The sequence below is a fragment of the Halorubrum sp. AD140 genome (assembly GCF_034497445.1).
Lineage (GTDB): Archaea > Halobacteriota > Halobacteria > Halobacteriales > Haloferacaceae > Halorubrum.
Genome location: NZ_JAXRUU010000028.1, coordinates 1 through 14,911, shown reverse-complemented (window position 1 = coordinate 14,911; position 14,911 = coordinate 1). Strand labels below are relative to the sequence as shown.

Sequence of the window (14,911 nt, the reverse complement as noted above, 5' to 3'; positions counted from 1 at the left end):
CACGACGCGTCAAAGCACCGGTCAACCACAATCGTCTCCGAACGGGATTCTCAACGTCAGATTGATGCCTTATGTAAATCTGCGCTAACCGGGTGGTACTTTCTTCAGGAGGGGATGAGATTTTGGTTCATCAGTCGCTATTGCAAGCTACGGCATAGCTATGAACGTCGATCAAAAAACGGTTGTAATCACTGGTGCCGCACGCGGAATCGGCAAAGGGATCGCCAAGACGTTTGTCAACCACGACGCACGCGTCGTCCTCGTCGATATTGATGAGGAGGCAGTTCGACAGGCGGCCACCGACATCGAAGGTGGGACTGTTGAGGCGTATGCCGGCGATGTAACTAGCCTCGAAGATATGGAAGCAGTCACCAAGGCAGTCGCAGAACAGTACGGTGGCGTCGATGTCGTGTGTGCAAATGCCGGTATTTACCCATCGGCTTCGCTTGACGAGATGACGGAGGACGACTGGGAACGAGTCTTAGACGTGAACTTGAAAGGCACGTTCACGACCGTGAAAGCCAGTCTCCCGTACCTGAAAGACGGGGAATCCGGACGAGTCCTGCTGACGTCGTCAATAACCGGTCCAATAACTGGGTACCCCGGGTGGAGCCATTACGGTGCGACGAAGGCCGGGATGCTCGGGTTCATGCGAACGGCGGCACTCGAATTAGCGAGCCACGACGTTACTGTCAACGCCGTTCTTCCCGGGAACATCCGTACTGAATCGTTAGACGATTTGGGCGAGGAGTACATCGAACAGATGACAACAAGCGTTCCGCTCGGAACGTTAGGGGAACCCGAAGATATCGGACACGCTATGGTCTTCTTAGCATCTGACGAGGCGAAGTTCATCACTGGACAGACGCTCGTCGTAGACGGGGGACAAACGCTTCCGGAATCGATAATGGCGCTTGAGGGCGAAGAATAGCAACGTCATGATCTTTTTTGAAACTACCCCCGCGTGATCGGTTCCGCTGCTCTGGACGAATAGTCTTGAATGGACTGAAAGCTACACGCGTTACGTCGGGGGATTCCGCAGATGTCGCACATCGCCTGCGGTTGATTCTACTCGATAGTCCATAGACTCGTTACGGTCTAGATGCTGCAGATGCACAGGAGCAGGCGATACGAGATCCATCCGCGAATCCGAACGGACGAGAGATGGGTTTTTCTCGATGTCGCTTGACCTTCTATCCACGTATGTCCGAGACGGAGACCTGCGAGCGTCACGCCTGGGCGTCCGTCGGCGTCGTGACTCGGGACGGCTCAGTTCACCGGATCTGGGAGTGCGAGAATTGTCCGGCGTGGACCGCTGAACAGTTTGACTCCGACCACGAACGACCGTGGGACGAGACGTGGCTGGCTGAGCGGTAATATGCCGGTTTCGGGCGAGCTACTGACGCTGGTGTCCGTCGGTGCCGTAGCACTCTACACCCTCGTGACGGCGGCGAGTCGTGCTATCGATCGCTTGCTTGCAATCGCGGAGTTCTACGACGTCTCCGAGGTACTCGTCGGTATGACCATCCTCGCAGTGGGGACGAGCTTGCCGGAGCTCAGCTCTCATCTCATCGCGTCGCTGGGCATCCTTTCAGGCGTCTTGGACTATCAGACTACCTCTGCTGTCGTCATCGGCGGCAATACCGGTTCGTCGACCGTCCAGCAACTCCTGCTCGTCGGTGTCCTCCTCATCGGATACGGGAATCTCGATCTCTCTCGGACGTTCGTTCGTGAGAGCTACCTTCCGATGCTTGGCGTGTTCGTCGTGACGATGGCCCTCGCTTGGGACGGAAGGATCAGCCGGCTTGACGGGGTTCTGCTGTTGGCTCTCTACGTCGTGTATGTTGGGATCGTAGTTACCCGTCGGGAACGAACGCAGACACTTCGAGAGCCACCGAGCACCAACCCTCGACGGGATGCCGTCGTCGCGACAGGCCTGCTCGTGTTAGTGCTGCTCTCCGCATCGCTCATGCTTTCGGTCATCGAGGTGGTCATCGGTTTGCTAGATCTCGGCGGATCGATGATCGGAATCGTAACCATCGGCGTGGCAGCCGCATTACCCGAATTGACGGCCGTTATGGACGCGATCCGTCGACGATCTCCGAACGTCGCACTCGGGACCCTCATCGGGAGCAACATCGTCAATCCCCTCGTCGGTATCGGCATGGGTGGTGCCATCTCCACCTACTACGTCCCTCCGGCTGTCGTCCTCTGGGACCTCCCGTTCAAGCTCGTCACCGGTGCTGGGTTGCTCGGGTGGACGCTGTACGTGAACGACGGAAAACTCACCCGAACCGAGGGCGGCTACCTGTTGGGCCTGTATTTCGTGTTCGTAGCCGGTCGTCTTCTCTTGTTCCCGGGCCAGTAAACGGCTGAACACCGCTGTAACTCACTGTGCTGTCCACCCGCCGTCAACCGGAATATTCGCGCCCGTTATGTAGGAGGCCTCATCAGAGGCGAGGAACATCGCAAGCCCCGCGATTTCCTCCGGTTGGGCGACCCGCCCCATCGGTGTTTGTCCATGGACGTACTCGTAGAATTCCTCTTCACCAAAGGCGGGATCAGTCATCGGTGTTTCGACGAAGCCCGGGCAGATGCTGTTGACTCGTACGTTCTGTTTGGCGTAATCGACGGCGACTGACCGTGTGAAGTTGACAATTGCGCCTTTCGCCGCCGCGTATGCAGTCGCACTCGGGCCCGCGACGAGCCCGTAGATCGACGCGATGTTGACGATACTTCCCTCGGACTCCTTCAGGTGTGGTAACGCCGCGCGCGTCCCGTGCATGACGCCGTTCAGATTGATCCGCATCACGTCGTGCCAATCATCGAGTGCCATCTCCTCGACTGTCCCGACACGACCGATTCCAGCATTATTCACCATTGCATCCAATCGACCGTAGTCCTCCACAGTCGCCTCGACGAGTGCTTTCACCTGATCGTAGTCGGCGACGTCACACTGGACGAAGTCACAGCCGAGTTCCTTTGCTGTCGCTTGGCCGGTCTCGCTCGACCGGTTCGCAATGACGACGTCGGCTCCGTATTCGAGGTACTTCACCGCAGATGCCCGTCCGATACCTGTCGAACCGCCAGTGATGACTGCGACCTTTCCATCGAGCATAGCACCTCCTATATTCTGCGGGTGATTAAGTATTCACCCGAGCGACATCTCCCCATCCTGATCAGAATCGACGGATGAGATGTCGTGTTTGTGTGTATATTACGGGCCTACGTGACATACAGCAGTTTTCCAGGAGAATACTACACCGAGTATCGCTCCTCTGATGAATCCTCTCGTATTGGAGTCTCCAGCCGTAGTCATGGCGCTACTGACCGTATCTCTATTTGATTCCCGAAGAAATACTATTCGAAATCGAGGAACCCCGTGCGCGGGCAGAGATCGCCGAAACACTCGTTGCAGCTACTGAAGAAATCAAAAACGGCGATGGTCACCGAGAGAGTTCGACTGACGAACAGGAGATCGGAATTGGACCGAGCATACTTTGCTCATATAGACGAGTCACTCGAAGATGGCCCACCTGCAAACGCCCCGAATACACCGATTTCTGCTCTCTCCGTTCGCCACAGTCTTCGACAATCGACTTTTTCGGCGAGTGAAGTTACAATCGCTGCCGACAGAGTTCGCCGTCGCACGAGCTCGTGCGACTGCCGATCGAACGGACGACGTACCTGACTTCTGCCGTCAACTTGATCTACCGATTCCAGGGGGATGGCGCCGCCGACACCTACGGCGAAAACTCGACGCACATACCCAACGGCGCAGGCGATACGAACGAACAAAGGCGGCCTGGGACGCGGCGTTCTGGACGGAGTCACCTCCGCCGATGGAAGAACGGGTTACGCTTGAGAAACGACGGCGAGAGCTGTCGGAGTCGTATCGCAAACCGACACTTGCGTTCGGACGATTGGCCCGTAACATCGCTCCCATCGAGTTTGATGTCCCCGCTCCGGACGACGTGTTTGACCAGTGGGCCAACGAACTCGAAGATCCGTCATTATTGTACGGTGAACCCGAGTCGGCTTCCATCGAGACCTCTGCTGCGGTGGCTGGACCCGGAACTCGGGAGTACATCGTTCGCTTCCAGTCTCCATCAGAACACGTGGACCCGACAGCGTATGCCCGCGTCTACGAACCGGTCGCCGGTGATGAGGCTCTTCCAACGATGATCTTCCACAGCGGCCTTGGCATGATGAACGATTCGCTTCCCTACTGGCCCGAGGAAGAGTATATTGGCCGGAACCTCGCACCACAGGGAATTCGGGTGATCCTCCCCGAATCACCCTGGAGCGGACGGAGGGAACTTCCCGGATCGTACTCTGGTGAACCATATCTGGCTCACGCTCCAGTGGGGTTGTTTCAATCCTACGGTGCAGCGGTTCAGGAAACCGCGATCCTCACTGCGTGGGCACGGCAGCGAGGTGCACCGCGCGTGGGACTCGGTGGGATGAGCCTCGGTGGTATCGTGACCGCCTTTGTCATCGGCCACGCAGGGAGGTGGTCAGAGGAACTGCGACCCGATGCCGCGTTTCCGGTCGCGTTCTCGACGGAGATTGTTCGGCTCCTCCAAGAGAGTACGATAACTGAACTGCTCAACGTCACCAGTGCGGTGCGAGACGCGGGGTGGAACGGGAACACGCTATCTACGCTCACACCGCTTCTCCGACCACCTTCCACTCCTGGAATAGCGCCGGGTGACATCTATCCGTTCGCTGGGATCAACGACGACGCGACACTATACAAGCACGCCGAATCGACACTTGACGAATGGGACGTCCCCGACGCAAACCGGACGATATGGCCAACCGACCATTTCGGCGTGTACTTTCACGCGCTTCGTGGTGACGAGATTCAACGTCGCATGATTCGAGAAATGACTGGACAAGCGAGTGACGGTACGAAGTAAGATCCGTTCTCGTGCCGCGCCAGACTGGCCGGATAGCTGTACGCGAGTCCCAGATGCACATCACTCCGCTCAACCGGTGAACGAACGTAATAGCGTCCCCGTTCGACCAATAATCACCTCGCAGTTGGGCGGTTATCGAGACGCAAACCTGTGGCGGGTGGACGAGTTGGCGTTAATCTGTATTTGGAATCACTCCCGGACTACGGCACGTTGGGATACCCGTGTCCGGACTTTTCCTAAGGAAAGAGAGGGAACCGCCCTATGGTTCGCACGACTTCTCAGCCTACCCAGCGAATGCGAACGCGATTGGCAGCCACAGGTACGTGAGTACGATGATGGCGACGATGCCGAGCAGGTTCAACCATAGGCCGACACGCGACATCTTGTGAATCGTTACGTAGCCGCTGCCGAAGACGACGGCATTCGGGGGCGTCGCCACCGGAAGCATAAACGCCATCGAGGCCGCGATTGCAGTGGTCGCCATCAGCGTGAGCGGCGACACTCCGAGGGTCATGCCGAGGCCGATCATGATCGGCATAAAGACCGTCGCCGTCGCCGTGTTCGACGTTACCTCCGTCAAGAAGACGACGGTCGTAGCGACCACAAGGACGAGAAGAACGACGGGAACGCCCGGAATACCGGCCAAACCCTGTGCGATAACCGTGTCTAGTCCGCTCTCCTGGAACCCATTTGCCAGTGAAAAACCCGCTCCGAGGAGTAAGAGAACGCCCCACGGCACGCGTGTCGCATCACTCCAGTCGAGAAGGAACTCACGTTTTTCGTAGTCGACAGGAACGACAAACAGGAGCACCCCGCCAACGATGGCAACGACCGTGTCTGTGACTGCAGGGAACAGCGGTTGCAGGACAAACGGTCGGAGGAGCCATCCAGCTGCAACGAGTACGAAGATTACCAGCACCCGTCGCTCACCACGCGTGATCGCTCCGAGTTCCTCCCGCTGTGTCCGAATCATGGTATCAACGGCCTGATCGTCGGGAATCTCCGGTCGAAGGAGTTTCACCAGCAGTAGCCATGTGACGAACAGAAACACGACGGAAAGCGGCCCGGCGAAGACAAGCCAGTCGAGAAAGCTGACCTGTACGTCCAGTCGGGATTCTGCCACGCCTGCAAAGACGGCATTCGGAGGACTGCCGATCAGGGTCGCCACACCACCAATTGATGCGCTATACGCGATCCCAAGCATCAGTGCGAGTCCAAAGTCACTAGCAGGACGTTCGTCTGGATCGGTACGAACACCTGCGACGATATCGTCGTCCTCGTTACCCGCAGCCATCTCTTGTTCTTGTTCGTCAACAGCCCCAACCGAGACGACGACTGCGGTCCCAATTGGCACCATCAGCATTGCCGTCGCGGAATTCGATATCCACATCGAGAGGAAGGCAGTTGCCAGCATAAACCCGAGCAGAAGCCGATCAGACCGCGTACCCACGAGACTCATGATACTGAGTGCGATTCGCCTGTGAAGACCCCACCGCTCAATGCCAAGTGCGAGCAGAAATCCTCCGAGTAGCAGAAACACCACCGGGTCGGCATACGGTGCCGTAGCCGCCGGAGCATCAACGACGCCAGTCAGGGGAAAGAGTACGATAGGAAGGAGGCTCGTCGCTGGAATCGGAATGGCTTCTGTCACCCACCAGGCTGCAATCCAGAGAGTGCTTGCGAGCGCTGCATTCGCGGACGAGGGGATGTCGAACGGTGAAAACAGGAGAACGCTGACGAACAGTGAGGGTCCCAAAACTAACCCGATCTGCTGTCGGGTGACAAACTTAGAGAGACGACTATGAGATACCATACGTGTATGTTGAGCCAGTGTTCGAGAGAGTGCGAATTACTACAATGTACGTATCAGTGAAGGTTCTGGTGCGAGAACGATTGTGGCTGGTGGAGCACTCCTGAGCATCCTGTTTTACCCCCCGTTTCTTTGCTCCTCGACACGTAGCTTGATGTGATGTGTAATCGGATTTCGCGCTCACAGATGGGCGTGATAATCCGCAGCGCGCGACGCGCCACGCTCTCGACTTGGCTCAGCAGTACGGAGCCGAACTTCACGCAGTCTACGTTATCGAAACCAGAACTACTGTTGGGGTTGTGACCGAATGTGGTGATATGGTTAAACACTCCGCTGCTCGAATCATCTCGGTATTCATGTTGTGTTCGCTTGGTCAACCGATGACGGCTCACACTACTCGTAGAACTACCTTCCGTTGAGGCGTTTGAATTCTCGAAGTGACCGCTGTTCTGATCGTCGAAGACCGCCTGGCGTAACACTGCCAGTGAGCGCGGAGTCCAGGGTCTCCAAGAGTGCACCTGCTGCGAGATCATCGGGAACCATCACGTATTCCGCGCCCGCTTCGTAGAGACTCTCTGCCTCGTCACTCGTTCTCGCCCGCACGAATACGTCAGAGGTGCTATCGAGAGCAAGCAGGTACTCTGTCACTCGCCGATCCGGGGTCGTAGAGATGAGTACCTGGGCCCGATCCACACGAGCGAATTCACGTGTGATATCGGACATTACGTCACCAAAAACGTAGTTATCGCACTCGTATCGAACTGCATCGAACTCCTCGGGATTGTGATCCACGACGACATACGACTGTCCGAGCTGCTCGCACGTCCGGACAACCTGTCGCCCAAGCTGACCATAGCCGATAACGACGACATGCTCGGCGATATCCGGATCGACCGCGCTCCGATTCCGTGTCCGTTCGTGGGCAGATTCATACGGTAGCCAACCGTCCAGCCACCGGAAGAATCGCTCGTCGTGCTGCTGAGTTACTGTGGACGTGATCATCGTTGCCGCTGCTGCGAGCACGATGGCATCGAAGACGCCGGGATCGATCCGGTCCAGAATCAGCGCCTGAATTGCGATGATGAGAGCAAACTCGCTTACTTGATCGAGTCGCAAACTGGTCAGCGTTGCTGTCCGAACTTCGTATCCTCGCCGGACGAGTGCGGTAATCGTCACGAGGGGCTTCACCACAACAACAAATATTGTCAAACTGGCTGCAAGTAGTGCAGTATGGATCGTCGGTAGCGCAACGAGACTCCCGAGCGTCACGAAAAAGATCGCAGTGAAGAAACTCTCCAGCGAATCGAGAGCGTTGAGTAAAGCCAGGTTCCCCTCGAAGCGGAGCTTGATCGCCGCTCCGGCGGCAAAGGCACCGACGACGATTGAAACACCGAGCAACTCGGCTCCCGCGACGAAAACGACGAGAAGCGCGATACCCGTGAGTGCGATCACTTCCTCGGAACCGGTAGACAACCGTACGAGTTGAGTAAAGACGTAGACTCGCACGAACAGCGCTGCGACCAGAACCATAACGCCGTACCCGAGTTCCACCGCAATCGCATCCAACTCGAAGGCTGTGGCACTCAACAGGAGAACGAACAGGACGGCAAAGAGATCCTGGACGAAGTGAATCGACTGGGTGAGCCGTCCGTACACGAGGTCGAGGTGGATGTTTTCGCCCAGTAGCTCACGGCCGACGAGCGACGAGCTGAGCGAAGTCGCGATGCCGATATAGATCGCATCCAGCGGCCGTAGTCCGAACAGCAGGGCGCCGGCAACTGCGACACCACCGATGAGGAGGAACTGGATTGCTGCGATATGTTCGCTATCCGTGGCGACTAGCCGGAGGCGTTCTGGCTCCACGTAGACGCCGAATACGAAGACGAGAAACGCGATTCCAAACTGAGCCAGCACCAGCGTCTCTCCGCGCCCAATAAGAGGAGCAATCAGTATGCCAACGACGATATATACCGGAACAGACGGGATTCCAACGTACTTTGCCGCGAGCAAGAACACTGCCGAGACAACGAAAATCGTCGCCAATGGCGTCAGCAATTCAGTCATCGGTCCCACCACCGAGCGTCGTCCTTTCGCGGGTCACCTCTCGGTGGAACTCCTCGGGATCGACGAGATACGATTCGACCGTGTCCGCGAGTCGGCCTGCCGTGAGCGCTGTGCTACTGATTACGTACGTCGCGCCTCGTCGGTAGAGTTCAATCGCGTCGTTTTTTGACTCGGCCTCGACGAAGACGAGCGCGTCCTCGTCGGCTTCCCGTAGTGCCGTCCAGTTGACGTCCTGCTCCACTGACGAGCTGAGGACGAACGCGGCTCGTCCAATCCCGGCGGCTTTCCGAAGCTCTCCGTGTTTGAAATCGCCGTAAATATACTCGTACGGGGAGTTCCGGAGAAATTCCAGATGTCTCGGGTTGCGGTCGATTACGACGACGTCTCCGTACGCCTCTTTCAGGCGTGGAAGAACCCGCTTCGTAACGTCGTCGTAGCCGATCACGACGGCGTGGTCGCGGTACGTCAGGAGTTCGACGTCGTGCTTGTCCGGACTCTCGAAACGGGCGAAGTAGGGCTCGACGCGCTCCCAAATTTGGTAGTTGTAGTTGATAACGTACGTCGAAAGACCCATCGTGACGATAGCCATCAGGCTGAGAAACCCGAGGATATCAGGGCCGACGAATCCCTGTGACACGGCAATCGCTCCGACGACGAGAGAGAACTCACTGACCTGAATCAGGTTGATTGACCCGATGAACGACGTTTCAGGCGTGAAATCTTCGTAGTTGATGAGGCCGAACATGATTAGGAAATTACCTATCATCATGAGTGCGGATGCGATGAGCGCTTCTTCCCAATACGCGAATAGCTGGTCGGCAGCCAGTCTGAGCCCGATACTTGAGAAGAACACGACCATGAAAAAGTCCGTTAACGGGCGGACGCGCTCGGTGAGTTCACTCGTGTAGGAGACCTGGGCGAGACTGAGTCCGGCCAGGAACGCACCAACCTCGATCGAGAGGTCGAGTTGATCTGCCACGACGATGAACAGAAACGCCCACGCGATCCCGACGACGAAGAAGGTTTCCTGATCGTCAGCGGCGAGCTCGAACAACCGTGGCAGCACGTACTTCGAAGCGACGTACGAGAACGCACCGATACCGGCCATCAGTGCAAAGATAGTCCCGATACTGAGGGCAACCTCGCTCGTTGACCCGAGGGACTCAGCGCTCAGCAGTGCGAGGAGAACGACGAGGTAGATGTCCTGAATGATGAGGACGCCGACGTCGATTCGCCCCGGAAGCGTCGAAAGTTCGTCCTTGTCCGTGAGCAGTTTCACGATGATCGGCGTCGCCCCGAAAACCGTTGCGAGTGCGATGATGACGGTTTCGACAAGCGCGAATCCGAGCAGCCACGCGACAGCGAAGGCCAACGCCGTTTGCAGGACCGTCTGCCAGACCGCGATGTTGATGATCGGGCGAAGAATCTCGCGGATGTCGTCGATACGCATCTTCATTCCGAGGAGAAAGAGCAAGAAGCCCAACCCGAGTTCCGCCATCAGATCCACAACGACGGTTTCGGAGACGACGTTCAGGAATACCGGTCCGAGAACGATTCCGGTGAAGATGTAGGCAATGATCGTCGGTTGGCCGGTTCGTTGTGCGACGTAGCTCAATGCGACTGCCGTGAGGATAATCAACGAGAAGTCAGCTGTGAGCGAGACAGTCTCTGCTTGCATCAGAATACGTACTCTACCTGGTTCTTGATTCGGCGTTGACCTATACATTGCTCTCCGATGAGTTATGATGAGGGGCTGTTTTCCGCTCTGGGGCAGAACACCGATATGGTGGGCGGAAAAGCGATACGGTATGAAAGTGCGCGAGACGCAACTCCCCGGCGTGGGGACGCGATACCAGGTTTCGTTTGCGGACAGTGGGGTTTTCACGATCCTCCTGTACAGCGACGGGACCGCGAGGCCTTCTGGACCGAAGACGAAGACAGCGACGGTAAGCGCCTGTTCAAAACGACGTAGTCGCAGGCTCGGAAGCTGGCGGAGATTTTCGATGGGACGTATTTCGAACCGGTACCTGAAGATCTGGAGAATGTGTTTCGGGATGCCAGGATTCGCTGGATAGCAACCCCAGTGGATTCACCGCTTGCTGGAAAGACGATTCGAGAGGAGGAAGTCCGGACGCAAACGAACGCTTCGATTATCGGCATTCAGCGCGAGACAAATACGATATCGAACCCGTCACCCGATACTCGGATTCAGGCCAATGACGTGTTGGTAGTTGTTGGTTCGGATGACGACATTCAGGTCAGGAATCCGTTAGTGCCCGGGACACTGGTCCCCCTGTTTTGGCGCTTTGACCACAGTCTGTCTCTCCTCCCCCAGGAATTTCGAAGAAGCTCTCACCAGCTCTGCTGCATTCGCGCTGAGTATTCAGCACGCTGTTACTATCAATTGCTACGGATTTCAACGGAGCAGAAAATCCACTATTTGAAGCCGAACTCGAACGACTCACGGATTCTGAAACGGGAGAAGAACGGTACGAACTCGAGTACGAAATTAGATGGAGAAAGTGACGCCATGTTGTTCCGAAGGTATCCTCCGTCCTCTGTACGTGACAGTCTTCGTTCACACCTGTAGAGATCCGGTAAGGTCACCGGTTCGGATTCGCCTGCCAAGGGTTGCAACGGTCTCTCAGCAACGGCACGGCTCACAAGCCACCTACACGACTGTTTTTCGTCCGAGGACAGTCTCTATCTGGAGTTCATACAGAGAGAACTCGACGTTTTCCACTGTTTCGTCGAACAGGCGAAACGGCTGAAACCATTTGTTTAGTGTAGATTCGTCGACATTTTTTGACCACTCTTCGATTGGACCACGAACGTGAATACTCCACGACTCGTCCGTTGACGCTTCGTAGCACACGAACGTCGCAGTGTCTGTCGTTCTGAGGAATCGTCCTTTCTCGCTCTCGTGATCGTGCTGGCTCACTCGAAGGAGGAGTCGCTCGCCGTCGTAGTGATAACTCAACGGGATCGCGTACGCATCGTCGTCGTCCGCTAATCCGAGAACACCGTGCTCGCCGGCTTGCAGGTAGTCGTTGACCTCGGACTCAGTCATCCCCGTTGTATACACGTATTCGACGTGATCCATAGATAACTTCACGTGACGGAGGCTCATATAGGCTCCTTGGCATCGAGGTCCGATCCGCGATTAGGCCCAACACTCACCGAACACGCAGATAGTCGTTCAGTCTTCCCCTCGCCCCTCGGCAGCAATCTCTTCACGCTGGCAGGACGCGTATTCACCGTCAGTGAAGCGGGTGACGCGGCCTGTCTCTCCACTGAGAGTGATCGTTGTTACCACGTCGTCTCGGAGAGATGTTTCGAGAGCACTCATGTGACGGGCACCCATCCAGTCGGCATACGCGATCGCCCTTCCCCTGCTGGCGGCGTCGTGGTCTTCGGGAATGTCTTTGAGTCGAACCATCTGCTCGTGAATAGTGCCGTCGACCGTGATGATGACCGCTCCATCGCGGTTGAGGGCGACCGTTCGAGCAGTCTCGAAAAACGACTCGTGATCCACCACTGTACACTCCTCCACGGGCCATCGATTCGAACCTATCGGATCGGCGTATTCATCGATCGACGTTCCGGCGACGAGTACGATGTACAGTCCCGGCCCCTGTACGTACGTCGTTTCCCACTGGTCGAACTCGAGGCTCACGCTCTCTACGCAGTCCGTGACAGTCCGGATGAGTTCTTCGACAGGAGGGTGATTCGCGTACCGGAACGTGAGCGAATCCTCGCACATCTCGTACGTAATTCATCGCGGGATTATAAAAGATATCTCACGGTGGAATACCGTCACGATGAGGTTCAGCGCCCGCGGACCCGTTCAGTCGGCTGACGACGGTTCCAACAGAGCGGTCTCGTCCAATCCACCCGAGCAGCTATCGTGACCGGGGAAAGGTCACTTGGTCGTAGCTACGCACAATTATCAATAGGTATGGGAGGGTTAGTAATCCGTAGTGATCGAAGAGCCGCACAGTCAGCCGGCCGAAGCTGTCCTCTCGGCTCACGAAACGACTGCCGAGGGAGTATCCGCCGAGGAAGCCCAGCAGCGGCTCGCAGAACACGGCGAAAACGAAGTCGTCCAGGTGAGCGAGCGCACACCACTGACCATTCTCGTGGCGCAGTTCGACAGCGTCCTCATCTGGGTACTGGTGGCTGCGGCCCTGCTCTCGGTCTGGGCCGGCCATGCCCTCGATGCCGTTCTCATCGTCGCCCTCGTCGTCGCCAACGGGATTTTCGGCTTCATCCAGGATTATCGCGCCGAACAGAGTCTCGAAGCGCTTCGGGAACTAACGGCACCGACGGCAACCGTTCGGCGGGATGGGACCACCGTAGAGATCGACGCGACGGAACTTGTCTCCGGTGACGTCATCGAACTGGAAAGCGGGGATGTCGTCCCCGCAGACGGACGGCTCCTCGAAGAGGCGGATATCGAGGTGGACGAGGCGGCCCTCACGGGCGAAAGCGCGCCGGTCTCGAAGTCCCCGGAGCCGGTCGACCCCGATGCACCGCTCGCGGAGCGCAGCAGTATGGTGTACAAGGGGACGAACATCACCCGGGGGCGTGGCGCCGTCGTCGTCTCCGCGACCGGCATGGACACCGAGGTCGGCGCGATCGCACAGGGGCTCTCGTCGACCGAGGAGCGACGAACCCCGCTCCAGAACGAACTGGACCGACTCGGCCGTCGCCTCGGGTTCGGCGTGCTCGTGCTGGCCTCTCTGGTCGTTCCACTCTTGGTGCTTCGCGAGACGCCCCCGATCCAGGCCGGTCTCACCGCAGTATCTCTCGCGGTCGCCGCGGTCCCGGAGGGGCTCCCGGCCGTCGTGACGTTGACGCTCGCGCTCGGGGTGCGAACCATGGCAGACGAGAACGCACTCGTTCGTCGACTGTCGGCCGTCGAGGCGCTGGGTGCCGTCGATGTCATCTGTACCGACAAGACGGGGACACTCACCGAGGGACGGATGAGTGTCAGCAAAGTGTGGGTGAACGACGCCGTCGTCGACCTTGACGACACCGGAGACAGAGTGGAGGAGAACCGACTGTCGCTGCTGTTTCGCGCCGGGGCACTCTGCAACGATGCAACCCACGAGGAAGGTGATCCAAGCGAGCAGGCACTGGTCAACGCAGCTGAAGACTACGGAATCAATGTCGAGGCAGTTCGCGACGACCACCCTCGAACTGACGAAATTTCATTCTCTTCCGAGACGAAGTGGATGGGTACGATTCACGACGATGTTGCGTACGTCAAGGGAGCACCGGAGGTTGTCCTCTCGAAGTCCTCGCGTGTACTGACGGCAGACGGACCGACAGCTCTTACTTCGGAAGCGGCCGACCGCATCCGAGAGCAGGTTCGGACGTTCGCGGACGACGCACTCCGCGTGCTGGCCATCGCCCACGCTGAGGACCCAGACGACGTCGCCGAGGATCTCGTGTTCGTTGGACTGGTCGGGATGATCGATCCCCCACGGGAGGAAGTCGCCGACGCCCTCGCGGCGACGAAGCGCGCCGGCATTGACGTGAAAATGGTAACCGGCGACAACGTCCGGACTGCTGCCGCGATCGCGGGGTCACTCGGAATGGGGCAGGAGGTTATGGAGGGGCGTGACCTCGAAGGCATCGACGACGAAACACTTCGCGAGCGCGTCGAGACGGTCGACGTGTTCGCGCGCACGTCCCCCGAGCACAAGGTGCGCATCCTGCGTGCGCTCCAGGCAAACGACCGTGTCGTCGCGATGACCGGCGACGGAGTCAACGACGCACCGGCGTTGAAAACCGCCGATATCGGCGTCGCGATGGGCGTCCGGGGGACCGACGTGGCCAAACACGCGAGCGACGTGGTCCTGCTGGACGACAACTACGCGACGATCGAGCGAGCAGTCGAACGCGGGCGCGCTATCTTCGACAACGTCTGGAAGTTCGTCGCCTACCTGCTCAGTGCGAATATCGCCGAGGTCGCGATCGTGTTTCTCGCCTCGCTGTTCGGTTACCTCGTGTTACCGGCGGTGCAGCTTCTGTGGATCAACTTGCTCACAGACGGACTGCCCGCGCTGGCGTTGGGTGCGGATCCACAGAGCGACGACGTGATGGAGCG

At 57.7% G+C, this 14,911-nt stretch carries 11 protein-coding genes and 1 pseudogene; 6 read left to right on the top strand and 6 right to left on the bottom strand.

Annotated elements, in window-relative coordinates; translation table 11 throughout:
• Nucleotides 1-160 precede the first annotated feature (160 nt).
• Together fabG and U4E84_RS08920 are read left to right on the top strand one after the other, a co-directional pair.
• Nucleotides 161-931, top strand: a complete 771-nt coding sequence (fabG, locus tag U4E84_RS08925; protein ID WP_322531749.1) for a 3-oxoacyl-ACP reductase FabG — start codon at nt 161-163, stop codon at nt 929-931.
• A gap of 447 nt (nt 932-1,378) precedes the next feature.
• Nucleotides 1,379-2,368, top strand: a complete 990-nt coding sequence (locus tag U4E84_RS08920) for a sodium:calcium antiporter (protein WP_322531748.1) — start codon at nt 1,379-1,381, stop codon at nt 2,366-2,368.
• Between the two features lie 21 nt (nt 2,369-2,389).
• Here the strand turns inward: U4E84_RS08920 and U4E84_RS08915 are convergent, their stop codons facing one another.
• A complete protein-coding gene (locus U4E84_RS08915; RefSeq protein ID WP_322531747.1) occupies nt 2,390-3,118 on the bottom strand; it encodes an SDR family NAD(P)-dependent oxidoreductase in 729 nt (242 codons plus the stop codon).
• Between the two features lie 724 nt (nt 3,119-3,842).
• Between U4E84_RS08915 and U4E84_RS08910 the strand changes: the two genes are divergently transcribed.
• On the top strand, nt 3,843-4,922 hold the full coding sequence (locus U4E84_RS08910) for an alpha/beta hydrolase (RefSeq protein WP_322531746.1): 1,080 nt from the start codon (nt 3,843-3,845) through the stop codon (nt 4,920-4,922).
• A gap of 283 nt (nt 4,923-5,205) precedes the next feature.
• Here the strand turns inward: U4E84_RS08910 and U4E84_RS08905 are convergent, their stop codons facing one another.
• Nucleotides 5,206-6,678 (bottom strand): DASS family sodium-coupled anion symporter, encoded by a 1,473-nt coding sequence (locus U4E84_RS08905; RefSeq protein WP_322531745.1) that lies wholly within the window; start codon nt 6,676-6,678, stop codon nt 5,206-5,208.
• A 248-nt stretch (nt 6,679-6,926) separates the two neighbouring features.
• On the opposite strand from U4E84_RS08905, the pseudogene U4E84_RS08900 reads away from it, so the two are divergent.
• Nucleotides 6,927-7,151: pseudogene (locus U4E84_RS08900) on the top strand (universal stress protein); the annotation flags it as partial.
• Here U4E84_RS08900 and U4E84_RS08895 read toward each other — a convergent pair.
• Both U4E84_RS08895 and U4E84_RS08890 read right to left on the bottom strand, forming a co-directional pair.
• On the bottom strand, nt 7,138-8,796 hold the full coding sequence (locus U4E84_RS08895) for a cation:proton antiporter (protein ID WP_322531744.1): 1,659 nt from the start codon (nt 8,794-8,796) through the stop codon (nt 7,138-7,140). The pseudogene U4E84_RS08900 and the gene U4E84_RS08895 overlap by 14 nt on opposite strands.
• Nucleotides 8,789-10,474 carry a cation:proton antiporter gene (locus U4E84_RS08890; protein ID WP_322531743.1) on the bottom strand — a complete coding sequence of 562 codons (1,686 nt, stop codon included), beginning with the start codon at nt 10,472-10,474 and terminating at the stop codon, nt 8,789-8,791. Before U4E84_RS08890 ends, U4E84_RS08895 begins: the two co-directional genes overlap by 8 nt.
• A 366-nt stretch (nt 10,475-10,840) precedes the next feature.
• Here U4E84_RS08890 and U4E84_RS19030 point away from each other — a divergent pair, with 366 nt between their 5' ends.
• Nucleotides 10,841-11,386: a cation:proton antiporter regulatory subunit gene (locus U4E84_RS19030; RefSeq protein ID WP_369698425.1), complete on the top strand. Its 546-nt coding sequence runs from the start codon at nt 10,841-10,843 to the stop codon at nt 11,384-11,386.
• An 81-nt stretch (nt 11,387-11,467) separates the two neighbouring features.
• On the opposite strand, the gene U4E84_RS08885 is transcribed toward U4E84_RS19030, so the two are convergent.
• Both U4E84_RS08885 and U4E84_RS08880 read right to left on the bottom strand, forming a co-directional pair.
• A complete protein-coding gene (locus U4E84_RS08885; RefSeq protein WP_322531742.1) occupies nt 11,468-11,899 on the bottom strand; it encodes a pyridoxamine 5'-phosphate oxidase family protein in 432 nt (143 codons plus the stop codon).
• A 96-nt stretch (nt 11,900-11,995) separates the two neighbouring features.
• Nucleotides 11,996-12,559 carry a diadenylate cyclase gene (locus tag U4E84_RS08880; RefSeq protein ID WP_322531741.1) on the bottom strand — a complete coding sequence of 188 codons (564 nt, stop codon included), beginning with the start codon at nt 12,557-12,559 and terminating at the stop codon, nt 11,996-11,998.
• 217 nt (nt 12,560-12,776) lie between these two features.
• On the opposite strand from U4E84_RS08880, the gene U4E84_RS08875 reads away from it, so the two are divergent.
• On the top strand, nt 12,777-14,911 hold a 2,135-nt coding region (locus U4E84_RS08875), incomplete at its 3' end, for an HAD-IC family P-type ATPase (RefSeq protein WP_322531740.1).